Origin of the sequence: Novosphingobium sp. BL-52-GroH (assembly GCF_044813085.1) — a bacterium.
In the GTDB taxonomy this organism is placed as follows: Bacteria; Pseudomonadota; Alphaproteobacteria; order Sphingomonadales; family Sphingomonadaceae; genus Novosphingobium.
Genome location: NZ_CP171152.1, coordinates 116,400 through 138,782 on the forward strand (window position 1 = coordinate 116,400; position 22,383 = coordinate 138,782).

Below are 22,383 nucleotides of genomic sequence, written 5' to 3' on the forward strand. Positions count from 1 at the left end.
GGAGTCGTTGCCCAGATAACTGAGTCATGCTCGTTTTTTGCTCACTTTGGTTAGCATCAACACCACTGTTCATCAAGGCTCTTTTTTGTATACGAACGGCAGAAATCTACCGGGCGCCGGGCAGCGCGCGAAATACGCTCGCAAGGCGGCCGGACGCGATCTGGCCACCCCGACCGGCGCGTTGGGGGACTAGCCAACGACGATGCGCCGGTTCATGCCTTTCGAGCGACGGACGGAATCGACTTCTAGCGACAGGAAACCATGGATTTCTCGGGATTGACGGTATCGAACGGTGACCTGGCCCAGGGCGGATTCGCCTGGCCCGAGCCGCTTGCGCTCATCGATCTCGATACTGCGCCGCACCATCCCCGCGGGCTGCGGCTGCCCCCCTGGCCGGTCGTCGGAAGCGGGGGGAGGGACCACCCGCTCGCCTGCAAGTTGGATACGGTGGTCGAAGCGGGTTTCGATACCGATGCGATCATCCGCGCCGTGACGAGCCAGCCGCTGGCCGCCGCGACTCTGGTGCAACTGCTGCGTGTGCTGCCCGCGCTCTCGGCCGAAGAGGGGCTGACGGCGGAATCGCTCGCCTATGCGACGCTGCAGGGAAGTGCCGCGCACCGGGACTGGATCATGCGCCGGACGCCGCTCGTGCGTCGCCACGAACCGGGCCGGGTCGGCTTGTCCCGAGAAGGTGACGACGTGGTCGCCACGCTCGATCGGCCCGGCGCTGGCAACGCGATCGACGTGTCCATGCGCGACGCGCTCCACGAGGCCTTCGCGCTGGCGAACCTGGACCACAGCATCGCGCGGATCACACTGCGGGCAAGGGGAAAGGCGTTCAGCCTGGGTGCGGACCTTGCCGAGTTCGGCACCACCACCGACCCTGCGACGGCGCATATGATCCGTTGCCGTACCCTGCCCGCACGCGAGGCGGTGCACTGCGCGGATCGGTTCGCGGTCGAGATCGACGGCGGCTGCGTCGGTGCCGGGCTGGAACTGGCGGCATTCGCCCACCGCGTCACCGCGACCCGGCGTTCGTGGTTCCAGCTCCCCGAACTGGCGATGGGCATCATTCCGGGAGCGGGCGGTTGCGTATCGCTGACTCGCCGCATCGGTGCGCAGCGCACGGCGCTGCTGGTGCTGTCGGGGCGCCGCATCGGCGCCTGTCAGGCGCTCGAGTGGGGGCTCGTCGACGAACTGGTGGATTGAGCGGTCGGGGCACGCGAGAAGGCCGGGATACCGTCGATGATCGTGATCGCGACGTCCGCCCCGTCGAGCCGGTCGCGCGCTGCGGCCCAGGGCCGGTCGAGCAGGCACAAGTCCGCAGGCTCGCCCACCGCGACGCGGCGCTGGCGCGCGAGGTCGAGCGGGTCGGCAAGGTAGAGGGCGAGGGCCGCTTCCGGGGTCAGCGCCTCGTCCGGGCCGATCACCGCGCCGCTCGGCGTGGTGCGGCGCACGGCGGCGGCCATCGCCCGCCACGGATCGGCGCTGGCGTAAGGCGCGTCGCTGCCGCCCGCCATGACCAGGCCGGCGGTCTGCAGCGTGCGCAGGCGGTAGAGGTCCGGGTGATGCCGCGGCTCGACGTCGGCGAGGTAGCGGTCGCCCCGCTCGGCGACGAAGTGAGGCTGGACGCAGGCCCGCAGCCCGAGTTCGGCCATCCGCGCGACGAGGTCCGGCGAGGCTACCGAGACGTGCTCGATCCGGTCGCCGGCCACGGTTCCGGCCGCATCGAGCAGGGCCAGCGTGAACACCAGTTCCACTTCGGTGACGCAATGGACCGCCAGCGCGCGGCCCTGGGCATGGCCGGCGCGCACGAAGGCGAGCGCCTCGTCGAAGTCGGGCAGCGCGGCTTCGTGCAGATGGAGCTTGAGCGGGCCGAGCCGCCAGCCGCCCGGCCTTGCCCCAGTCTCCCTCCCCGTCTCCATCTCCGCCTCCGCCTCCGCCTCCGCCAGTGCGAGGCTCCCGGCCAGTACCGGGCGTTGCGGAAGCCGGCCCTCCCTATGTTGCCGTGCGAAATGGCGGGCCATCACCGGGTCGTTGCGGGGCGACATGTCGGTCACGCCGGTGACGCCGTGGCGGGCCAGTTCCGCGCCGGTTTCGGCAAAGTCGGGAGGCAGGCTTCCGAGCGTTTGCTGCAGCCACGAATCCTCGTCGAACAGGCGGCCGGTGTAGCGCCCTCCCTCGCGCTCGAGACCGGGCGGCGGGGCGGCGATGGCGAGCAGTTCGTCCAGCCCGCGCGTGTTGAGCAACCACATGCGCCCGGTGCGATGCTGCACTCGCAAGGGGCGGTCCGGGACGATGCGGTCGAGCGCTGGGGCATCGGGCAGGGCGCCGCCCAGCACGCTTTCATGAAAGCCGATCGCGCGCAGCCAGCCTGTGCCCGGCGCCCGGAGTACGCGGGCGAACGCCTCGGCGTCGTGGACTTGCGGCGGGCCGCACTCGACCGAGCTGCGCCGCGCGGCAAGCGCCGCGAGATGGATGTGATGGTCGTGCAGGCCCGGCAGCAGCGCGCCGCCACGGGCCTCGATCACGCGCTCGCCGGGGCGGGAGGCAAGCTGCCCGATCTCGGCGATCCGCGAGCCCTCCATGCGCAAGTCCCGGCGCGCGCCGCCCGGCATTTCGGCGTTGCGGATCAGCACTGCGCGGGGTGTCCTGAACAGACGCGGAGGCGACGGTCGATCGCGAGGCGGTCGTGCGCCCGTTCCCCGGCCCTGCCCATGGCGGTGATTGCGCTCATCGACAGGCCTATACGCTGCCAGGGCCCGCCGCGGTAGGTGGCAATTCGGCGATGGCCGGGCCGGGAAGACCGTCAGCCGGCAAGGACGTCCTTGACTTTGCGGCGCAGCAATTTGCCCATCTCGTTGTAGGGAAGCTCGGTCACGAAGGCGACTTTCTCCGGCACGCGCGAGGAGCGCAGGCGCGAGCGGATGAGGTCCTTCAACTCGCCTTCGCCCGGCGCCTCGTGACCGTCGCGGGTCACGACGGCAACCCCGACCGTCTCGCCCCATTCGATCGAGGGGATCGCGCACGCACAGGCGTCGGCGATGGCGGGGTGGGTGAGCAGGACGTCCTCGATCTCGCCCGGCGACATGTTCTCGGCCCCGCGCACGATCACGTCGTCGGCGCGGCCGGAGAGGAACAGGTAGCCGTCCTCGTCCATGTAGCCGGCGTCGCGGGTGGGGAACCAGCCCTCGGCATCGAGCGCGCTTCTTTCCTTGTACTCGCCCGAGACTTGCTCGCCGCGCACGTAGATCTCGCCAGGTTCGCCCGCAGGCAGCACTTCGCCGTTCTCGCCGCGGATCTCGATCTCGACTGTGGGGATCGGCTTGCCGAGCGAGGTCAGCCGCGCGCGCACCCTGGGGTCGTCGGAAGCCAGGGCCTCGCGGTGATCCTCGGGACCGAGCAGGGCGACCGTCGAACTGGTCTCGGTGAGACCGTAGGCATTGGTGAAGCCCGCGTCCGGGAAATGTTCGAGCGCCTTGTGGATCACTTCCAGCGGCATCTTGCCGCCGCCATAGGCGATGGCGCGCAGGCTGGTGGTCGCTGGGCCCGCGCCCTTCTCGATGGCGTCGACGATCCGCGCGAGCATCGTCGGCACGACGAAGGCATTGGTGATGGCCTCGCCCGCGACCAGCGAGAGCCAGCCTTCGGGCGAGAAGTTGGGCAGCATCACGATCCTGCGTTGCGCGTAGATCGAGGAGAGCAGGGCGGAGATTCCGGCGATGTGGTAGGGCGGCACCACCATCAGCGCGGCGTCGGCCTCGTCGGCGCTGGCGAACTCGACGGTGCCCAGGATGTATCCGAGAAGGTTCGAATGGCGCAGGATCGCAGCCTTGGGCGCGGCGGTGGTGCCGCTGGTGAACAACTGGATCGCCACGCCCCCCCCGGATTCGTCGGCGCCCGGGTCGTACTCGCGCGCGTCGTCGCCGGGGACGGTCTCCTGCACCTTGAGGGTGAATTCCTCGCGCGCCAGGATGGTGTGGTCCTGGTTGCCGGCCAGGCGCAGCACGCGCTCCTCGTCGCCGATGACCAGCGCGGGCGAGATGCGGCCCAGCAGCGCGGCGAGGTCGGCGTCGGGCAGGCGGTAGTTGAGCGGGCAGTAGGGCACGCCCGCCAGGGCCGCGCCGAACACCGCGATGACCGCCGCCTCGCTGCTTTCGTCGAGCAGCGCGACATAGTCCGCGCCGCTGTCCTGGATCAGCGCGAACGCGCCGCGCGCGGCGGCCAGGAGGTCGCCGTAAGTCCAGCGCTTGCCGTCGCACACGAGGGCGATGCGGTCGGGCGCGGCTTCGGCGGCCATTTCGAGAAGGAGAGCGATGTTCATCGGGGCGTCCGGCTACAGGTCAGTCGGAAGCCGGCAGGGGCTTGGCGTCCTTGACGACCAGCGCGATGCCGTCGACCGAGAGCGAGCCCTTGCCCGGCTTGACGCAAAGCAGTTCGTACTTGCCGTCGGCATCGACGTAGCGCTTGCCCATCAGGGTGCCGGCCGAGAAGTCGGCAGCGAGGGGCGCGGGCTCGGCGGGCTTGGCCTCGCCCATCGGCGAGCCGCCGCATTCGATCCGGCCGTCGGCGGCACGGATCACCATGACTTCGGTGTCGCAGGCGGCGCTCTTGAGGCGGGTTCCAGGCTTCATTTCGGGTTCCTTGGTGTTTTCCGGTTCCGGGGGGAGGGCGTCAGGCGATGGCGCCCCTGGTCTTCCATTCCTCGATCCTGTCCCACTCGATGCCCAGTTCCATGAGCACCAGTTCGGTGTGCTCGGAGGCCTGCGGCGACCGCGTGGCCCGGGTCGGCTCGCCGTTCCACTGCACGGGGCCGCGTACCAGCTTGAGCGGGGCGCCGCCGTCCGCGCCCTCGACCTCGACGATCAGGTCGTTGGCAATGGCCTGTTCGTCGGTCAGCAGGTCGTGGAAGCTCTGCACCGGCGCCCACTGGCCCGAGTAGGTCTTGAGGTGCTGGCGCCAGTACGCGAAAGGCCGCGCCCCGAAGGCCTTGACCAGGATGTCGCTGGCGGCGCCGGCGTTCTCGAACAGTGCGCGCGGTTCGGAAAAGCGCGGGTCCTGCGCCGCCTCGGGCACGCCGATGTGTTCGAACAGGCTGCGGATGTGGCCGGTGGGCGAGATCGTGCACAAGTTGATCGTGCCCTCGTCGCTCGTCTGGTAGTTGCCCATGAACGGGTTGCGGGCGGCTCCGCCCCTGCCGGGCATCGGGTTGCGGGTCAGCACGCCGGTCTCGGCGACTTGCGCGATCACCGCGCCCGAGGCCCAGGCGGCCGTGCTCAGCAGCGAGACGTCGAGTTCGGTCGCCTCGCCGGTCTTCTCGCGGTGGTACAGCGCCGCGGAGATGCCGCCGGCGATGAACATGCCGCCGATGGAATCGCCGAAGGCGGGGATGCCCTGCGAGAGCGGGGCGCCCAGTTCCTCGGGCGTCATGGAATAGGCGATGCCGCTGCGCGCCCAGAAGCAGGTGCCGTCGAAGCCGCCGGTCTCGCGCTCGGGGCCCTTGTTGCCCAGCGCGGAGCCGCGTGCGTAGATGATGTTCGGGTTGACCGCGCGAATGTGCTCGACGTCGAACTTGTGCTTCTGGCGCACTTGCGGAAGGTAGTTGGTGAGGAACACGTCGCAGTGCCTGGCCAGTTCGTAGAGCACTTCCTGGCCCTCGGGCGTGGACAGGTCGATGCCGACGCTGCGCTTGCCGCGATTGGGGTGCTCGAACAGCGTGTGGCGCAGCGGGTCGAGCGTGACGCCGCCCATGTTCAGGAACCCGCGCTGGGTGTCGCCGCGGACCGGGTGCTCGATCTTGATGACGTCGGCGCCCCAGTCGGCCAGCACGGCACCGGCGGCGGGCGTGAAGGTGAACTGCGCGACTTCGAGGACGCGCACGCCCTCCATGACCCTTGTCGACATCTGCCAGTCCCTGTCTTTATCGTTGTCGCTTGCTGCGTGTGAATTGCTCTGGCTGCCCGCTTTTCAGCCGTTTGCGCCAATGACTTCGATGTGCGCGCAAAGCCCGGGAGGATCAACCGGGCACCCCATCGTAGGGACGATCATGGCCCGCTCGGCGCGGTTTTGCGCCGCTGGCGCAGGGGGTGGCGAGACCTTTTTGCGGGAAACGACGCCTCGGCGATAAGGTTGCCAAAAGCGCCCTCGCAGTTGCACAAATTACATTTGACTCTCGCGCGACCAACTCCTAACCTAGGTTAGTAAGTTGGAAAAACCGATTACGCACCAGTTCGTCAGGTTCGGAGACAATAGAATGAAGAAGTTCGCCACGCTCGTCGCCCTTGCCACTGTCGCGGCCGTTCCCGCCGTGGCTTTCGCCGAGACCACCCAGGTCCGCGAAGCGACCGAGGAAGCTGCCTCGCCGGTCGCGCTGAACGCCGGCAAGATGCTCTACGCCGCCGACGGCTACCGCATCGCGCCGATCTACCGCGTCACTGCCGAGGGCAACCCGCAGGTCATCCTCAACGGGCGTCTCGTGACCGTTCCGGCGTCGACCCTGAGCGACGTGAGCGGCAAGGTGACCTCGTCGCTGTCGAAGAAGGAAATCGCTTCGGCCAAGTAAGCCGGGGCGCAATCTCTCAAGAAGAAAGGGCGGTGCCGATGGCGCCGCCCTTTTTCGTTGGTCGCGGTGTGTGCAAGCGATGTTGCGGATATCGAACGCGTCAACCCCGGCTGACGTTGTCGTAGATCCGCGTCATGTACGCGAGCAACTGGGCGACTTCCTCCTCGGTGAAGCCGGCGAACATGCGCTTCTCGCTCTCGGTGGCGATGGCGCCGAGCTGGTCGAGCAGGGGCCTGGCCTGGTCGGTGAGGTAGACGGCGCGTGCGCGGCGATCGTCGCGGCGGTCGCGTCGTTCGAGCAGGCCATCGGCGCAGAGGCGGTCGATCAGGCGGCCGGCCGAGGCTTCCGACATCTCGAGGTATTCCGCGATGGTCCGCTGGGTCGAGCCCGGATAGCGGGCGACGATCGCGATCATCGCCCATTGCGAGCGGGTGACGTTGAGAGCGGCGACCTTGCGGTCGAAATTGTTGCGCTGCAGGCGGGCAATGATGGTCATGCGCAGGCCCACCTGGCGCGTCGGGGTTTCGTCCCGCATGGTGAAGGGGTCGCTGATCGTACCCACCGGCTTGTCGTCCGCTTCAGTCGCCACTCAATGCTCCTTGTGCCACGCCGTCAGACGCGTTCGATGATGATGGCCGGGGCCATGCCGCCCGCCGCGCACATCGTGATAAGGCCATAACGCCCGCCTGTCCGCTCCAGTTCGTCCAGAGCGGTGCCGATCAGCATAGCCCCGGTGCCGCCGATCGGATGGCCCAGTGCCATGGACCCTCCGTTCGGATTGACCTTCGAGCGATCGAGGTCAAGGTCGCGGATGAACTTCTCGACGACCACGGCGAACGCCTCGTTGACTTCAAAGACGTCGATATCGTCCACGCTCAGCCCGGCCTTGGCAAGTACCTTGCGCGCGGCCGGAACCGGGCCGTTGAGCATCAGAGTGGGACAGTCGCCGGTCTCGGCCATGGCGACGATGCGCGCGCGGGGCTTGAGGCCGTGGGCATCGGCATAGTCCTCCGACGCCAGCAGGATAGCCGAGGCACCGTCGACCACGCCCGAGGAGATGCCGACGTGGTGGACGGGCTTGATCTCCACTTCCGGATAGACCTGCTTGATAAGCTCCACGTAGGTCTTGCCGCCGGGCGCGGAGGGCATGTCGTAGAACATCGCGAAGGCCGGCTTGAGCTGGGCCAGGCTCTCGGCGGTGGTTTCGGGGCGGGGATATTCCTCGTGGTCGAGGATGACGTTGCCATCGTCGTCCTTCACGACGATGGTGGACCTGTCGAAGCGCCCCTCGGCGATGGCGAGGGCGGCGCGGCGCTGGCTCTCGACCCCGAGCGCTTCGAGTTCCTCGCGGGTGATGCCTTCCATCGCCGCGATCGCGTCGGCGGCGACGCCCTGGTTGGACTGCGGATGTCTTGCCTGGAGCCGCGGGTTGCCGGCGCCCATGCCGGCGCTGCCCACGCCCGCCTCGCGCATCTTCGTGCCGTACATGTTGGCGTAGGAGAGCATGTCCATGCCGCCTGCGACCATGAGGTCCGCCATGCCCGACTTTATCATCGCGGCGGCGAGGCTGGTCGACGTGATGCTCGACCCGCAGAAGCGGTTGAGCGTGACGCCGCCGGCCTTGACGTCGTAGCCCGCATCGAGCGCGGCCATGCGACCGATGTCGCCCGCCTGCAGGCCGAGCGCGGCCGAGACGCCCCAGATCACGTCGTCGACTTCGGCGGTGTCGAACTGGTTGCGCTCCTTCAGCGCGGCGAGGACGGAGGCGGACAGGTGCTCGGGATGCATCTGCGAAAGCGCGCCCTTGCCCATCTTCCCGAGCCCTCGCGGGGTCCTCACGGCATCGATGATATAGGCTTCGGTCACGACTGGTCTCCTCGCATTCGCTCGCGCCGCAAAGCGCCATTTTCCGGCGGCATGCGGGGCGCCCGGAGGAATTGCAATCAGGGCCGGGGGCTCTATCGCCGCAGCGATTGCTGACTATGGTTAGTATATTGGAACGCAGGCTTCCCGCGTCAATCGATCGTCTTCGCGATGGGCGGCTTGACGGGGGCGGCGTGCCGGACAAGATCGTCGACCAAACATAGAACAACCGAACACGGAAACAGGGGGCGAGTGGCGATGTCAGGTGCGGGGGCGGGCGGCGCAGGAGCCGAACGGGACGAAGGGGGCACAGGGGCATTCGCGCCGCTGCGCGAACGCACGTTCCGCAACATCTGGACCGCCAGCCTGTTCTCCAACTTCGGACAGCTTTTCCTGGGCGTGGGGGCGCAGTGGGAAATGACCCGGCTGAGCAATTCGCCCGGCATGGTCGCGCTGGTGCAGACCGCGATGATGATCCCGCTGATGCTGGTGACACTGCCTGCCGGCGCCATCGCCGACATGTTCGACCGCCGCCGCATCGCCATGACCGGCCTCGCCTTCAGCATGGTCGCCGCCGCGGTCCTGGCGACAATCACGTTCCTGGGACTGACGACGCCCTGGGTGCTGCTGGCGTTCTGCGTGCTGATCGGCGGCGGCGTGGCGCTGTTCTCGCCCTCCTGGCAGGCCTCGATACCCGAGCAGGTCTCGCGCACCCACTTGCCGGCCGCCGTGGCGCTGGGGACGATCAGCTACAACGTCGCGCGCAGCTTCGGGCCGGCGCTGGGCGGGGTGATCGTGGTGCTCTACGGGGTCAAGGCGGTGTTCGGCATGACCTCGCTGCTCTACGTGCCGCTGCTGACCGCGTTCTTCTTCTGGCAGCGCCGCCACGTTCCCTCGCGCCTGCCGCCCGAGCGCATCGACCGCGCGATCCTCACCGGCGCGCGCTATGCGCTCCACGCCCCGGCCGTGCGGACCGCCCTGCTGCGGGTGGCGATCTTCGGGCTGACCACCGCCACCGCCTCGGCACTGGCCCCGCTGATCGCCAAGGACCTGCTCGACGGCAATGCCGCGACGTTCGGCATCCTGCTCGGCGCGCAAGGCGTCGGCGCGGTCGCCGGGGCGCTGTTCGTGAGCCAGATCCGCGCGGCGATCTCGACCGAATGGGCCTTGCGCCTCTTCGCCGTGGGCACCGGCATCGCGCTCGTCGCCATCGGTTTCAGCCATTCGCTCGTGGCCAGTTGCGCGGCGTTCCTGGTGGTGGGCGCCTGCAACATCCTGACGGTCGCGATGCTCAACGTGACGGTGCAGCTTTCCGCCCCGCGCTGGGTGACGGCACGGGCGCTGTCGCTGTTCTCCTCCGCGATCACCGCCGGCGTCGGCATCGGTGCCTGGGCCTGGGGCATGGTGGCGGGTGCCCACGACGTCGCCTTCGCGCTGGTCGCCTCGGGCATCGCGGTGGGAGCCAGTTCGCTGCTCGGCCTCCTCCTTCCCGTCGCCAAGGACCCGGAGGCGGACACCGATTCCGTCGAGATCGGCAGCGAACCCGAAGTCGCCCTGCCGCTGACGCTGCGCTCGGGCCCGGTGGTCGTCGAGGTGGACTACGACGTCGATCCCGAGCGCGCGCGGGAATTCCACGCGGTGATGAGCCGTGTGCAGCGGGTGCGAAAGCGCATCGGCGCCTTCGACTGGACGATCGCACGCGACATCGAGAACCCGGCGCTCTGGACCGAGCGCTACCATTGCCCGACCTGGGGCGACTACCTGCGGATGCGCGGACGCTACACCCAGCGCGACCTCGACGTGCAGGCCGAGGCCGACGCCTTCAACCGCACCCGCGATGCCCGCCGCGTGCGCCGCCGTCTGGAGCGCCCTTTCGGGTCGGTGCGCCGGCAGGCGGATTCCTACGATCCGCAGCAGGAGACGATCGGCTACATCGTCCCCTGAACCCTCGACGAGGTGCGCCTCCCACCGCCGAATCTGCCCTCGCGATATCTGGACCCATGTTCAGCGGTTCGCTGGAACCGCGCGGCGCATCGGATGTAGAACGCGTCAAAAGAGCAAGAACATGGGGAGGGATACCGATGCCGAGGACTCACGCGTCCATGATCGCGCTTGCGGGGCTGTCCGCACTGGCGCCGCTGCCGGCTTTCGCACAGGCCGCAACTCAGGCCGCAACTCAGGCCGCAACTCAGGCCGCAGCTCAGGATGCCGCCGCGATCGACGACGGGGCCATCATCGTCACCGCACAGCGCCGAGCCGAGGCGCAAGTCGATGTGCCGATCTCCATCACCAACCTCACCAGCGACGCGCTGGAAACCGCCAGCGTCCAGCAGCTCGCCGACATCGGCAAGGTCACCCCGGCGCTGCGCTTCGACTTCGCGGGCGGCTTCTTCCAGCCCACCATCCGCGGCATCGGCACTGCGGTGACGACGTCGGGCGGCGGCGGCAACGTGGGCATCTACATCGACGGGTTCTACTCGCCCAACCCGCTGGCGGCCGACTTCGACCTCATCAGCGTCGACAGCATCCAGGTCCTCAAGGGCCCGCAAGGCACGCTGTTCGGCCGCAACACCACAGGCGGCGCGATCCTCGTCTCGACGCGTGAGCCATCGACCAACGGCAATGCCTTCGAGGGCCGCGTCAGCTACGGCCGCTACAACGAGGCGCGCGCCGAGGCCTTCGGCAACTACGTCCTTTCCGACCGTGTGGCGCTGAGCGTCGAGGGCCAGTACCGGCGCGGCGACGGCTGGCAGCACGACATCTCCACCGGCAAGCGCGTGGGCGATTACGAGAACTGGTCGGTGCGCCTCGGCCTCAAGGCCGATCTCACCGACGACGTCGACGTCCTGCTGCGCTACAAGCACGGGCAGACCGACGATCCCTCGACCATGCTGGCCGCGACGCTGGACACTGCGGACTTCGGCCTCGGCGCGCCTTTCGGCGGCATTCCGGGGACTTACACGACGGCCAAGAACAGGATCGCCACGGGCTCGGTCGGCGAGATCTTCCGGTCGAACAGCGACGTCGTGCAGGGCACGATCCGCGCCGATCTCGGCTTCGCGAACCTGACATCCTACAGCCAGTACCGCAGCGAAAACTCGCTGATGTCGCAGGACCTCGACTATTCGGGGCTCGACATCTTCCAGCTCGGCCTGCCCAACATCAACGAGACATGGAGCCAGGAACTGCTCCTGACCTCGAAAGCCGGCCCGAAGCTGCAGTGGACTGCCGGCCTGTTCTACTTCCAGAACACCGACACCTACATCACCTACATCAACAACGCCGGCAACGGCGCCAACGAACGCCTTCGCCTGGGCGGGTCGAGCACGACGGTGAAGAGCTACGCCGGTTTCCTCGACGCGACCTACGAGCTGACCCCGCGGCTGTTCCTGACCGCCGGCGCGCGCTATTCGCAGGACAAGATCGTCGATGCCTACTGGAACCAGCAATTCACCACCACGGTGATGCCGGTGCCCGACATCTCGAACAACAAGCTGACCCCGCGCGCCGTGCTGCGCTTCAAGCCGACCGACCGGACCAGCATCTACGCCTCGTTCACCAAGGGCTACAAGGCGGCGATCTCGGACGTCGGCGGATCGTGCCAGATCCCGGACACCAACTATACCTGCAACAAGGTCAAGCCCGAGGATATCAACGCCTACGAAGCGGGCTTCAAGTACGAGGCGCGCGGCCTCTCGTTCGAGGGCGCGGCGTTCTACTACGACTACAAGAACCTGCAGGTCTCGATCTACCGCACCGGCACGGCCGAGATCATCAATGCCGCGACCTCGGAGATATACGGCCTCGAAGGCTCGGCGCGCTACCAGGTGACGCCCGCCTTCCAGGTATCCGCCGGCGCTTCCTGGGTGCATGCGCGCTACAAGCAGTTCAACAATGCGCCGGTCTACGTGCGCTGCGCCGAACTCGGCGCGGAAGCGGCGGCCGGTTGCGCGGCGAACGGCGTGACTTTCGTGGTGGTGCCCACGACGCTGGAGGACGTGACGATGCAGCGCACGCCCGAGTTCACCGGCTTCCTCGGTTCCCGCTACGAGGCGGACCTGGGCGGCGGCGAACTCGCGCTGTCGGGCAACCTGTTCTACTCGTCGAGCTTCTTCTTCGGGCCTTCGGGCGTGCAGTTCAGGCAGGGCAGCTACGCCACCCTGGCCCTGCGCGCACAGTGGAGCGCCCCTGACGACAGGTTCTACCTCGCGGCGTTCGGCGACAACGTCACCAACAGCCGCTACCTGACGCAGGCCCAGTATTCGAGCTTCGGAATCGGCGCCAACTGGAACAAGCCGGCGACGTACGGCATCGAGGCCGGCGTGAGGTTCTGAACGGTCGCGGCGTTCCCAGGCGGGAATGCCGCCATCCGCCCCAGTCCGGCAAGCCGGACGCGATCGTCCGCCGATACGAGCGGGCCGCAGCACAACGGAGAGAACCGATGCCGCAAGACAAGACCTGGCGCGTCGTCCAGTGGGCCACGGGCAATATCGGCAGCCGCGCGCTGCGCATGGTGATCGAGCATCCGCGCATGGAACTGGTCGGCCTGTGGGTCAGTTCGCCCGAGAAGGTCGGGCGCGATGCGGGCGAGCTTGCGGGACTGGCCACGACCGGCGTCAAGGCTACCAACTCGCTCGACGAGATCGTCGCGCTCGATGCCGACTGCGTGCTGTTCATGCCGCAGGGCACCGATTGGGATGCGCTGTGCGCGCTGCTCGCCTCGGGCAAGAACGTGGTCACCACCCGCGGCGACTTTCACTATCCGCCGCTGCTGGACCCTCGGAAGCGCGCGCGGATCGAGGAGGCCTGCGCTGCGGGCAATACCTCCATCCATTCCACCGGCTCCAGCCCCGGCTTCGTGACCGAGGCGCTGGCGATCCCGCTCCTTGCGCTCCAGCGCGAGCACACGCTGCTGACGATCGACGAATATGCCGACGTATCGAGCCGCAATTCTCCCGAGATGCTGTTCCAGGTCATGGGCTTCGCGGAGCCGCTGGGCCCGTTCGACCAGCGTCGGGCGGAGCATCTCAAGGGCGATTTCGGCAGCTCTCTCTCGCAGGTCGCCGAGGCCATCGGCCTGTCCTGCGACGAGATCGAGGCGGTGGGCGAACTCTCGGCCACCCGGCAGGACCTCGAGATCGCGGCGGGCACCGTACCGGCCGGCACCGTGGGCGCGATGCGCACGACGATCACCTGCAAGCACGGCGGCCGGCCGATCCTGCGCTTCCGGGCGAACTGGTACGTGACGACCGATATCGAGCACGACTGGGGCTTGCGGGAATCGGGTTGGCGCATCGCGACCGAAGGCGACACGCCGGTCAAGGTCGACATCTGTTTCCCGGTCGCGCCCGAGGACTACGCAGCCTACACGCCGGGCCTGACCGCGCACCGGCCGATCAACGCGATCCCCGCCGTCTGCGCCGCCGCGCCGGGGATACGCACTACGGTGGACCTGCCGCAGATCGTCCCGCTCTTCGGCTGAAAGGCCGAAGGTCGGTGCGCCCGGCGGGTTTCCGTTCCCCGTCCCTCTGAAACGAGTTCAGCGTGACGGTGGAAAATGGTCCCCCGCTCAGCTTGCCGGCGCGGTTGCCTGGTCGCCGCCGAGGACGCGGTAGAGGGTCACGCGGTTGGTTGCGAGGCGCAGGCGCGCCGCGATCTCGGCCTGGCGTGCCGAATAGAGGCTGCGCTGGGCGTCGAGGTTGTCGAGCGAACTGGCGATGCCGCGGCGATAGGTCGCCTCGGTCAGCCGTGCGGTATCCTGCGCGGCCGCACTGAACGCCGCCGCCGCGCGCAACCGTTCGGACAGCGTGCCCTGGTCGGCCAGTGCGTCTGCGGTCTCGCTGAACGCGGTCTGGATCGCCTTCTCGTACGTCGCCAGCGCGGCGTCGCGCTGGGCCTTGGTCACCTCGACGTTCGCGGTGCGCCCGCCGGCGTTGAACACAGACCAGCTCGCATCGCCGCCCAGCGTCGTCGTGCGCGAGGCGGCGTCGAACAGCGAGGAGAGCGACGTACTGGCGAACCCGATCAGCGCGCTCAGCGAGAGCGAGGGGAACAACTCCGCCCGGGCGACGCCGATGTCGGCATTGGCGGCGCGTAGCTGGTACTCGGCCTCGACCACGTCGGGGCGGCGCAGCAGGACCTGGGTGCTCATGCCTGCGGGAAGCTCGGCGAGGCTGGCGTTCACCTCGTCGATCCCGGCGGGAAGCAGGGCCTGGTCGAAGTCGGCGCCGACGAGCAGGCGGATGGCGTTGACGTCCTGCGCGAGCAGCGCGGTCTGCGCCGCGACATCGCCCCTGGCGGTTTCCAGCACCTGTTCCGCCTGGCGCAGTTCGGTGCGCGCGGCGACCCCGCCCCGCAGGCGCGCGGTGGAGAGGCGTACGCTGTCGGTCGCGTTGGTGGCGGTGGATTGCGCGATCGCCAGCAGGTCGCGGTCGGCGGCATAGGTCGCCCAGGCGAGCGCGAGGTCGGCGACGAGGCCGAGGCGCACGGTGCGCGCCGCCGCCTCGGTCGCCAGTGCGGTGTCGCGCTGGGACTGGGTGGCGTTGGCGAGCTTGCCGAACAGGTCGATCTCGAAGCTCGAGATGCCGCCCTGCAGCGAATAGTTCATGCCGTTCTGGCCGAACCCGCCGCCGGTCTCGCTGTCGGTGGCCGATCCGCTGACGCCGACCGCCGGGAACTGGTTGGCGCGGGTGACGCGCACTTGTGCCCGGGCGGCGGCGATGTTGGCGGCCGCGACGCGCAGGTCGCGGTTGTTCAGCAGGGCCTGCTCGACGAGCGATTGCAGGCGCGGATCGCGGAACACCTCCTTGTAGGAGACCAGCGGCAGCGTCGCTTCGCTTTGCGCCAGATAGGCGTCGCCCACCGGCCACGAGGCCGGCACCGGCGGGGTCGGTGCCACGTACCTGGGCGCCAGCGAACAGGCGCCCAGCGCTAGGGCCGGCAGCACGCCGGCGATCAGCCTGAGGGTCATGCCCCGGTTCATGCGGAATCTCCCGAGCGCTGGCGGCGTTGCTGGAGCTTCTCGCGCGCCTTGGCGAGGCCGTCGCGAACGGAACGGCGCACGATCACGAAGAACAGCGGGATGTAGAAGATCGCCAGCAGCGTCGCGGTGAGCATGCCGCCCACCACCGCGGTGCCGATCGCGACGCGGCTGTTGGCGCCGGCGCCAGTGGCGACCGCCAGCGGCAGCACGCCGAAGATGAAGGCGAAGCTGGTCATCAGGATCGGGCGCAGGCGGATGCGCGCGGCTTCCAGCGCGGCGTCGATGACGCGCTTGCCCTGGCGCTCTGCCTGTTCGGCGAACTCGATCATCAGGATCGCGTTCTTGGCGGCGAGGCCCATCGTGGTGAGCAGGCCGATCTGCAGGTAGACGTCGTTCTCCAGCCCGCGCAGCGTCACGAAGGCGATCGCGCCGAGCAGGCCGAGCGGAATGACCAGGATCACCGCCACCGGGATCGACCAGCTTTCGTAGAGCGCGGCGAGGCACAGGAACACCACCAGCAGCGACAGCGCGTAGAGCACCGGGCCCTGGCCGGACGACAGCCGCTCCTGATAGGACGAGCCGGCCCAGGCGACGCTGACGCCGGGGATGTCGGAGGCGAGCTTTTCCATCACGTTCATCGCCGTGCCCGAACTGACGCCGGAGGCCGCGTCGCCGGAGAACTCGAACGCGGGCAGGCCGTTGAAGCGCGAGGTGGAACTGGGCGCGGTCGACCAGCCGATCGTCGAGAAGGCGGAGAACGGGGCCATCTGCCCGCTGGAACCGCGCACGAACCACTGCGCCAGGTCCTCGGGCCGCGAGCGGAATGGTGCGTCGCCCTGGACGTAGACGCGCTTGACGCGGCCCTTGTCGATGAAGTCGTTGACGTAGGACCCGCCCCAGGCGGTGGACAGCGTGGAGTTCACGTTGGCCGGCGTCAGGCCGTAGGCGGTCAGGGCGCGCGTGTTGGTGCTAATCTTGAGCGTGGAGACGTCGGGCAGGTTGCTCAGGCGCACGCCCGAGAGCTGCCCGTTGCCGTTGGCGGCGGCGAGCAGCTTGTCGCGCGCTGCGGCAAACTTGTCGGTGCTCAGGCCGTTGGCGTTCTGCAGTTCGAGGGTGAACCCGGACGAGGTGCCCAGGCCGCGCACCGATCCGGGCACGAGCGCGAAGACTTGCGCGTCGCGAAGCCCGCGGAAGGCGGCCGCGGCGCGCTTGACGATGGCGTCGGCGCTGTCCTTTGCATCGGTCCGCTGGGACCAGTCGGTGAGGTTGACGAAGCCCTGGCCGCTGTTCTGGCCGGCCGCGCCCTGGCCGCCGCCCGAGATCGTGAACATGCCTGCGAAGTTGTTCTTCTCGTAGGTCATGAAGTATTTTTCGACCTGGCGCTGCACTTCCTCGGTCCGGGCGCGCGGGGTGCCGGCGGGCAGGCGCCACTGCACCATGATGTTGCCCTGGTCCTCGTTGGGCAGGAAGCCGGTCGGCAGGCGCTGGAACATCACCAGGGTGACGACGCAAGTGACCGCGAACAGGGCGAGCCAGCGCCACTTGTGCTCGACTACGCGCTCGACCCGCCGGCCATAGGCGGCGGTGATGCGCTCGAAGCTGGAGTTGAACCAGATGTGGAACTTCTCCCACCCGCGCGCCAGCCAGGGCAGGCGGCGCTCGATCCAGGTGGGCTCGCGCTCTTCCTCGGGAACCTTGGGCTTGAGCAGGGTCGCCGTCAGCGCCGGGCTGAGGATCAGCGCGACCAGCACCGAGAGCACCATGGCCGCCACGATCGTCAGCGAGAACTGGCGGTAGATCACGCCGGTCGAGCCGCCGAAGAACGCCATCGGCAGGAACACCGCCGAGAGCACCAGGGCGATGGCGACGAGCGCTGTCTGGATCTCCTCCATCGACTTGATCGTCGCGTCGCGCGGGGTCATGCCGGGGTTTTCCTCCAGCAGGCGCTCGACGTTCTCGACCACCACGATCGCGTCGTCGACCAGCAGGCCGATGGCGAGGACGAGGCCGAACAGCGTCAGCGTGTTGATCGAGAACCCCGCGAGATAGAAGATCGCGAAGGTGCCGAGCAGCACGACCGGCACCGCGATCGCCGGGATCAGCGTGGCGCGCCAGCTTTGCAGGAACACGAACATGACGATGACGACCAGCACGATCGCCTCGAACAGGGCCTTTTCGACTTCCTCGACCGAAAGCTTGATGAACTCGGTGGAATCGCTGCCGTAGATGTATTTCACGCCGTCGGGCATGTCGACGGCGAGTTCCTGCATCTTCGCCTTGACCGCATCGGCGGTGGCGAGCGCGTCGGCACCGGGCGAGAGCGAGATCGAGATCCCGGCGCCGGGATGGCCGTTGACGCGGCTGACCGAGCTGTAGTTTTCCGCGCCGATCTCGACCCGGGCGACGTCGCCGATGGTCACGGCCGAACCGTCCGTGTTGGTCTTGAGCACGATGTTGCGGAACTGCTCGGCGGTCTGCAGGCGCGACCCGGCGGTAAGCACCGCGTTGATCGCCTGGCCGGCGGGAGCGGGCAGGCCGCCCACCTCGCCGGCCGCGACCTCGGTGTTCTGCGCGGTGATCGCGGACGTCACGTCGCTGGGCATGAGCGCGACGGCGGCGAGCTTGCGCGGGTCGAGCCAGATGCGCATCGCGTGCGGTGCGCCGAAGACGTTGACGTCGCCCACGCCCTGCACGCGCGAAAGCGGGTCCTGGATGTTCGAGGTCAGATAGTCCGACACGTCCTGGTTGGAGCGCGTGTCGGTCTCGTCGTAGACCGCGACGAGCAGGAGCTGGTCGGGGTTGGACTTGGTGACGGTGACGCCCTGCGCCTGCACCGTCTGCGGCAGGCGCGGGAGGGCCGACTGGACCTTGTTCTGGACCTGGACCTGGGCGATGTCGGGGTCGGTGCCCTTGGCGAAGACGGCGCTGATGCTCGCCTGGCCGCGGTTGCTCGAGGTCGAGCTGAAGTAGAGCAGGCCGTCGATGCCGGTGAGCTGCTGCTCGATGATCTGGGTGACCGAGTTCTCGATCGTCTGGGCCGAGGCGCCTTGGTAGTTGGCGCGGATGTTCACCTGGGTCGGCGCGATGTCCGGGTATTGCTCGTTGGGCAGGTAGTTGAGCGCGCCGAGCCCGGCGAGCATGACGATGATCGCCAGCACCCAGGCGAAGATCGGACGGTCGATGAAAATCCGCGACATGGAGGGCTCAGCCGCCCTTCCTGGAAGCGGCGCCGATGCCGCCGGACTTGTCGCCCTGCGGCGGCGCCACCTTCTGCGGGGCGGTGCTGGGCACGGCCTTGATGGCGGCGCCCTGGCGCAGGCCGTTGAGGCCCTGGACGATGACCTTGTCGCCCTTGACGAGACCGGCGGTGACGACGGCGCTGACGCCGTAGGTCCGTTCGGCCGTGACCTTGCGGCGCACCGCCTTGCCGTCGGCGCCGGCGAGCATGACGTAGGCGCTGCCGTCGAAATCGCGCTGCACCGCGTTCTGCGGCACCAGGATCGCGTTCGGGTCGGTCGCCTGGTCGAACATGGCGGTCACGAACATGCCGGGCAGCAGGGCGCCGTCGGGGTTCGGGAAGCGCGCGCGCAAGGTGACGGTGCCGGTGGTCTGGTCGACCGTGACTTCGGAGAACTGCACCGTGCCGGTCAGCGGATAGCGCGTACCGCCGTCGAGCTGGAGATGGACGTCGGTGGTGCCCGCCGTCACGCCGCCTTGGGCGAGCTTGCGGCGCAGCGCGGTCAGGTCGTTGGCGGACTGCTGCATGTCGACGTAGATCGGGTCCATGCGCTGGATCACCGCGAGCGGATCGGTCTGGCTGGCGCTGGCGAGCGCGCCGACGGTGAACAGCGAGCGGCCGATGCGCCCGGTGATCGGGGCCGGCACGGTGGTGAAGCGCAAGTTGATGCGGGCGGTGTCGAGCGTCGCGGCGTTCTGCGCGATGGCGGCCTTGGCGACGCGCGATTGCGACAGCGCGTCGGTATAGTCCTGCTTGGCGATCGCCTCCATGTCGGCGAGCGGGCGATAGCGCTCCGCCTTGACCGACGCGGCCTCGGCCGAGGCGCGGGCGCTGGCGAGGTTGGCCTGGGCCTGGTTCACCGCCGCGCGGTAGAGGCTGGGGTCGATCTCGAACAGCGGCTGTCCGGCGTGGACCAGGCTGCCTTCGGTGAAGAGGCGCTTGCGGATCACGCCGGCGACCTGCGGACGCACTTCCGACGTCTCGAAAGCGACGGTGCGGCCGCTGAGCGTGACGGCCACCGGGACGCTGCTCGTGCCTGCGACGATGTAGCCCACCGCGGCGGGGGGCTTCTGCTTGCTGTTTCCGGCCGATTCACTCGAGCACGCGGAAAGCGATGCCGCCGCCACGAGAAGGAGGGGCAAGCACCCGCGATGCCGCCAACGGAGGGACTTGGGGGAATTGATTTTCAATGCGTACGCCTTGCTGGGTCTTGCTTCGTTCTATTGAAGCAATGCCGCAAGCTCGCAAGCGTGCATTTCGCAGGTGCGACAATTTGCGACCAAAGATCAATCATCCCACCGACAGACGGTGTGGCCGGCGCGGGCAGGGCACGGCGAGACGAGGTCTGGCTAGAGCCCGGATGTCGATTGCGATGGGAGGAAAATGGTGCCCGGGGACGGGGTCGAACCGCCGACACTGCGATTTTCAGTCGCATGCTCTACCAACTGAGCTACCCGGGCACTGCCTCCGCGACGGCTTCGTTAAGGAGCTGCCAGCGGTTGGTGGCGGGCCTATGACGAAGCCTGCGCACCTTGGCAACCCCTTTGTGGCGAAGAAATTTCAATCGTCCTGTGGATTGTCCGGAAAGGCTGGCGGTCCGGGGAGGGCGTAGCCGTCCTCGAGCCATTGCAGCAGGTCGCGGTCGCGGCAGCGCTTCGAGCAGAACGGGGTGTGCTCGGCCGAGCGGGGCTTGCCGCAGATGGGGCATTTGCGTCCGGATAGGGTCATGGCGATATCGCCTGCGCGAATCCGCCGACGAGCGCAAGGGCGCGATCCTCGTTCCAGCGCAGCGCGCGGCCCGTGCGGCGGGCGAGCTGCGCCAGCCATGCCTCGCTGACGGCGGCACGCACCGCCGGGTGTGCACTGAGCAGCAGGGCGCCGGGTTCGGTCACCGCCTCGGCCCGGCGCAGCAGCAGGCGCGCGGCGGCGGCGGCGGGATCGGCGCGCACGCGCTGGGCGATCGAGGGACGCTCGAGCCGGGCGACGAGCTGGACGAAGCCGAAGCCGTTCATCGCCGTGCGCTGGTGCGGCCAGTGGTCGAGCGCGGCGGCCAGCGCCTCGTCCACCGCGCGGCGGTCGTCCTTGCGCTCCAGCGAGGGGAAATCGATGCCGATCGAGCCGGCGAGGTCGAGGCGACCGACGGCGGCGGCGATCGCGGGCACGGCGGCCAGCGCCAGCGCGCGGGGCGTCAGGGGGCCGTCGATGTCGATCAGCGTCATCGCCGGGGTGGGGGTGACGACCAGCGTGCCGCCGTCGAACGCGATGACGCCGTCGAGCGCCTCGGCGACGATGTCGGGCCAGGGGTCCTCGGGAAACCGGCGCACGGTGCGCACCGCCACGCCTGTCGCCCGCAGTGCCTGGGCGAGCGTCGGGGCAGGGCGCACTGCCAAATCGCAGGCCCTGCCCTGGGCGCGCTTGAAGCGGCCGGTTTCGGCCATCGCCGCGCGGGTGACGATCACCCGCTGGCGGGCGCCTTCGCTGGCGTGCGCGGGCAGGCCGTCGACAAGCGCTTCCTCGCCCGAATCGAAGCGGACGGTGCCGCGCGGCGAGCCGGCGCGGCGGGCGATCAGCACTGCGTCCGCCACTTCACCGGCGACGAGGCCGCCCGGCCAGTCGAGCCTAGCGGCCAGCACTTCGCCATCGGCGACGAGGATCGCGCGGGTCTCGCCGATCCCCTCCTCGACGAGCCACTCAGGCAATCGCGAATCCCGCCGCGCGCAGCAGGGCGCGGGTCTCGAACAGCGGCAGGCCGACGACGCCCGAATGGCTGCCGGCGATCGAGACGATCAGCCCCTCGGCGCTGCCCTGGATGGCGTAGCCACCGGCCTTGCCCTCCCATTCGCCGCCGGTGATGTAGGCTTCGACTTCGGCGTGGTCGAGCTGCTTGAAGCGCACCACCGTCTCGCTCAGGCGCTCGCGCACGGTACCGTCTGCATCGCGCAGGGCGATGGCGGAAAGGACGCGGTGGCGTCGGCCGGACAGCAGCGCGAGGCAGGCGCGCGCGGTCGCCTCGTCCTCTGCCTTGGGCAGGATGCGGCGACCGCAGGCGACCACGGTGTCGCCCGCCAGCACGCAGGCGCCCGGCGCGTTCACCGCCAGTGCCTTTTCGCGGGCCATGCGCCGGGCATAGTCGCGCGGCACCTCGCGGGCGAGCGGGGTCTCGTCGATGTCGGCGGCTTCGACGGCGTCTGGAACGAGGCCAAGGCGCGCGATCAGTTCGCGGCGCCGTGGGCTGGCCGAGGCCAGGACGAGCTTCGGCAAAAGGCAGTTCTCCGGGTAATGGGCGGCCAGGCTGCCGGCGGGCAGGTCAGCTGCCAAACTGACCCGGGCCGCCGCGACCGGGCATGAAGCGATAAGTGATACGACCCTTGGTCAGGTCGTACGGCGTCAGTTCGACGAGGACCTCGTCTCCCACCAATACTCGGATGCGGTTCTTGCGCATCTTGCCGGCGGTGTGGCCCAGGATTTCGTGGCCATTCTCCAGCTCCACGCGGAACATCGCGTTGGGGAGCAGCTCGACCACGCGGCCGCGCATTTCGAGGAGTTCTTCTTTCGCCATCGGCGATCGGGTCCGTTGTTTCGCTGTCGTCGCGCCGCGACATAATCGCGACTCGCCTAAAATGGAAGCCTCGGCGGTATTCTGGAAATCCGGCGAGAGCGGATTGGCGGGGACCTGGCGTGCCCGGGAGCGACTGGGCGATTGGCTGCGGGATGTCAGATCGACCCGTGCGAGACCCG

18 protein-coding genes and 1 tRNA gene are annotated in these 22,383 nt (G+C 68.7%); 5 read left to right on the forward strand and 14 right to left on the reverse strand.

The genetic code is table 11. The features are described from left to right. Positions 1 to 261: 261 nt before the first annotated feature. A complete protein-coding gene (locus tag ACFFDA_RS13165) occupies positions 262 to 1,209 on the forward strand; it encodes an enoyl-CoA hydratase/isomerase family protein (RefSeq protein ID WP_404480908.1) in 948 nt (315 codons plus the stop codon). Here the strand turns inward: ACFFDA_RS13165 and ACFFDA_RS13170 are convergent. From ACFFDA_RS13170 to ACFFDA_RS13185, 4 genes are all read right to left on the reverse strand, one after another. Then, positions 1,167 to 2,639 (reverse strand): amidohydrolase family protein, encoded by a 1,473-nt coding sequence (locus ACFFDA_RS13170; RefSeq protein ID WP_404480909.1) that lies wholly within the window; start codon positions 2,637 to 2,639, stop codon positions 1,167 to 1,169. The two genes, ACFFDA_RS13165 and ACFFDA_RS13170, sit on opposite strands and share 43 nt — an antisense overlap. A 170-nt stretch (positions 2,640 to 2,809) precedes the next feature. Beyond that, a complete protein-coding gene (locus tag ACFFDA_RS13175) occupies positions 2,810 to 4,324 on the reverse strand; it encodes a class I adenylate-forming enzyme family protein (RefSeq protein WP_404480910.1) in 1,515 nt (504 codons plus the stop codon). Positions 4,325 to 4,343: 19 nt separating this feature from the next. Then, positions 4,344 to 4,634, reverse strand: coding sequence for a hypothetical protein (locus ACFFDA_RS13180; protein ID WP_404480911.1), 291 nt, complete (start codon positions 4,632 to 4,634; stop codon positions 4,344 to 4,346). A 40-nt stretch (positions 4,635 to 4,674) separates the two neighbouring features. Continuing rightward, positions 4,675 to 5,904 carry a CaiB/BaiF CoA transferase family protein gene (locus ACFFDA_RS13185; protein ID WP_404480912.1) on the reverse strand — a complete coding sequence of 410 codons (1,230 nt, stop codon included), beginning with the start codon at positions 5,902 to 5,904 and terminating at the stop codon, positions 4,675 to 4,677. Positions 5,905 to 6,253: 349 nt separating this feature from the next. Between ACFFDA_RS13185 and ACFFDA_RS13190 the strand changes: the two genes are divergently transcribed. Beyond that, complete coding sequence (locus tag ACFFDA_RS13190) at positions 6,254 to 6,562, forward strand: hypothetical protein (protein ID WP_404480913.1); 309 nt, start codon at positions 6,254 to 6,256, stop codon at positions 6,560 to 6,562. 100 nt (positions 6,563 to 6,662) lie between these two features. On the opposite strand, the gene ACFFDA_RS13195 is transcribed toward ACFFDA_RS13190, so the two are convergent. Beyond that, positions 6,663 to 7,151 (reverse strand): MarR family winged helix-turn-helix transcriptional regulator, encoded by a 489-nt coding sequence (locus tag ACFFDA_RS13195; RefSeq protein WP_404480914.1) that lies wholly within the window; start codon positions 7,149 to 7,151, stop codon positions 6,663 to 6,665. Between the two features lie 23 nt (positions 7,152 to 7,174). Then, positions 7,175 to 8,428 carry an acetyl-CoA C-acetyltransferase gene (locus ACFFDA_RS13200; protein ID WP_404480915.1) on the reverse strand — a complete coding sequence of 418 codons (1,254 nt, stop codon included), beginning with the start codon at positions 8,426 to 8,428 and terminating at the stop codon, positions 7,175 to 7,177. 255 nt (positions 8,429 to 8,683) lie between these two features. Here ACFFDA_RS13200 and ACFFDA_RS13205 point away from each other — a divergent pair, with 255 nt between their 5' ends. The 3 genes from ACFFDA_RS13205 to ACFFDA_RS13215 all read left to right on the forward strand — a co-directional run bounded on the left by ACFFDA_RS13205 (position 8,684) and on the right by ACFFDA_RS13215 (position 13,907). Next, positions 8,684 to 10,369, forward strand: coding sequence for an MFS transporter (locus tag ACFFDA_RS13205; RefSeq protein ID WP_404482909.1), 1,686 nt, complete (start codon positions 8,684 to 8,686; stop codon positions 10,367 to 10,369). 158 nt (positions 10,370 to 10,527) lie between these two features. After that, complete coding sequence (locus tag ACFFDA_RS13210; protein WP_404480916.1) at positions 10,528 to 12,759, forward strand: TonB-dependent receptor; 2,232 nt, start codon at positions 10,528 to 10,530, stop codon at positions 12,757 to 12,759. A 107-nt stretch (positions 12,760 to 12,866) separates the two neighbouring features. After that, entirely contained in the window at positions 12,867 to 13,907 is a 1,041-nt protein-coding gene (locus ACFFDA_RS13215; RefSeq protein ID WP_404480917.1) for a dihydrodipicolinate reductase, read from the forward strand. A gap of 87 nt (positions 13,908 to 13,994) precedes the next feature. Here the strand turns inward: ACFFDA_RS13215 and ACFFDA_RS13220 are convergent, their stop codons facing one another. From ACFFDA_RS13220 to infA, 8 genes are all read right to left on the reverse strand, one after another. Next, a complete protein-coding gene (locus ACFFDA_RS13220; RefSeq protein ID WP_404480918.1) occupies positions 13,995 to 15,407 on the reverse strand; it encodes an efflux transporter outer membrane subunit in 1,413 nt (470 codons plus the stop codon). Then, positions 15,404 to 18,604 carry an efflux RND transporter permease subunit gene (locus ACFFDA_RS13225; protein ID WP_404480919.1) on the reverse strand — a complete coding sequence of 1,067 codons (3,201 nt, stop codon included), beginning with the start codon at positions 18,602 to 18,604 and terminating at the stop codon, positions 15,404 to 15,406. The genes ACFFDA_RS13220 and ACFFDA_RS13225 overlap by 4 nt, the downstream gene beginning before the upstream one ends. Before the next feature lie 7 nt (positions 18,605 to 18,611). Further along, positions 18,612 to 19,787 (reverse strand): efflux RND transporter periplasmic adaptor subunit, encoded by a 1,176-nt coding sequence (locus ACFFDA_RS13230; protein ID WP_404480920.1) that lies wholly within the window; start codon positions 19,785 to 19,787, stop codon positions 18,612 to 18,614. 242 nt (positions 19,788 to 20,029) lie between these two features. Continuing rightward, positions 20,030 to 20,105, reverse strand: a tRNA-Phe gene (locus ACFFDA_RS13235). 100 nt (positions 20,106 to 20,205) lie between these two features. Beyond that, positions 20,206 to 20,373 carry a DNA gyrase inhibitor YacG gene (locus ACFFDA_RS13240; protein ID WP_404480921.1) on the reverse strand — a complete coding sequence of 56 codons (168 nt, stop codon included), beginning with the start codon at positions 20,371 to 20,373 and terminating at the stop codon, positions 20,206 to 20,208. Next, complete coding sequence (locus ACFFDA_RS13245) at positions 20,370 to 21,344, reverse strand: ribonuclease (protein WP_404480922.1); 975 nt, start codon at positions 21,342 to 21,344, stop codon at positions 20,370 to 20,372. The genes ACFFDA_RS13240 and ACFFDA_RS13245 overlap by 4 nt, the downstream gene beginning before the upstream one ends. Then, positions 21,337 to 21,906 (reverse strand): Maf family protein, encoded by a 570-nt coding sequence (locus tag ACFFDA_RS13250; protein ID WP_404480923.1) that lies wholly within the window; start codon positions 21,904 to 21,906, stop codon positions 21,337 to 21,339. Before ACFFDA_RS13250 ends, ACFFDA_RS13245 begins: the two co-directional genes overlap by 8 nt. A 46-nt stretch (positions 21,907 to 21,952) precedes the next feature. Continuing rightward, complete coding sequence (gene infA / locus ACFFDA_RS13255; RefSeq protein ID WP_103729615.1) at positions 21,953 to 22,204, reverse strand: translation initiation factor IF-1; 252 nt, start codon at positions 22,202 to 22,204, stop codon at positions 21,953 to 21,955. Positions 22,205 to 22,383 lie beyond the last annotated feature (179 nt).

Excerpts from the sequence above, each read along its gene's own strand:
- ACFFDA_RS13205 (WP_404482909.1), top strand. The coding sequence starts at position 8,684 with ATGTCAGGTGCGGGGGCGGGCGGCGCAGGAGCCGAACGGGACGAAGGG.
- ACFFDA_RS13240 (WP_404480921.1), bottom strand. The coding sequence starts at position 20,373 with ATGACCCTATCCGGACGCAAATGCCCCATCTGCGGCAAGCCCCGCTCG.
- ACFFDA_RS13180 (WP_404480911.1), bottom strand. The coding sequence starts at position 4,634 with ATGAAGCCTGGAACCCGCCTCAAGAGCGCCGCCTGCGACACCGAAGTC.
- ACFFDA_RS13220 (WP_404480918.1), bottom strand. The coding sequence starts at position 15,407 with ATGAACCGGGGCATGACCCTCAGGCTGATCGCCGGCGTGCTGCCGGCC.
- ACFFDA_RS13165 (WP_404480908.1), top strand. The coding sequence starts at position 262 with ATGGATTTCTCGGGATTGACGGTATCGAACGGTGACCTGGCCCAGGGC.
- ACFFDA_RS13210 (WP_404480916.1), top strand. The coding sequence starts at position 10,528 with ATGATCGCGCTTGCGGGGCTGTCCGCACTGGCGCCGCTGCCGGCTTTC.
- infA (WP_103729615.1), bottom strand. The coding sequence starts at position 22,204 with ATGGCGAAAGAAGAACTCCTCGAAATGCGCGGCCGCGTGGTCGAGCTG.
- ACFFDA_RS13190 (WP_404480913.1), top strand. The coding sequence starts at position 6,254 with ATGAAGAAGTTCGCCACGCTCGTCGCCCTTGCCACTGTCGCGGCCGTT.
- ACFFDA_RS13225 (WP_404480919.1), bottom strand. The coding sequence starts at position 18,604 with ATGTCGCGGATTTTCATCGACCGTCCGATCTTCGCCTGGGTGCTGGCG.
- ACFFDA_RS13185 (WP_404480912.1), bottom strand. The coding sequence starts at position 5,904 with ATGTCGACAAGGGTCATGGAGGGCGTGCGCGTCCTCGAAGTCGCGCAG.
- ACFFDA_RS13175 (WP_404480910.1), bottom strand. The coding sequence starts at position 4,324 with ATGAACATCGCTCTCCTTCTCGAAATGGCCGCCGAAGCCGCGCCCGAC.
- ACFFDA_RS13215 (WP_404480917.1), top strand. The coding sequence starts at position 12,867 with ATGCCGCAAGACAAGACCTGGCGCGTCGTCCAGTGGGCCACGGGCAAT.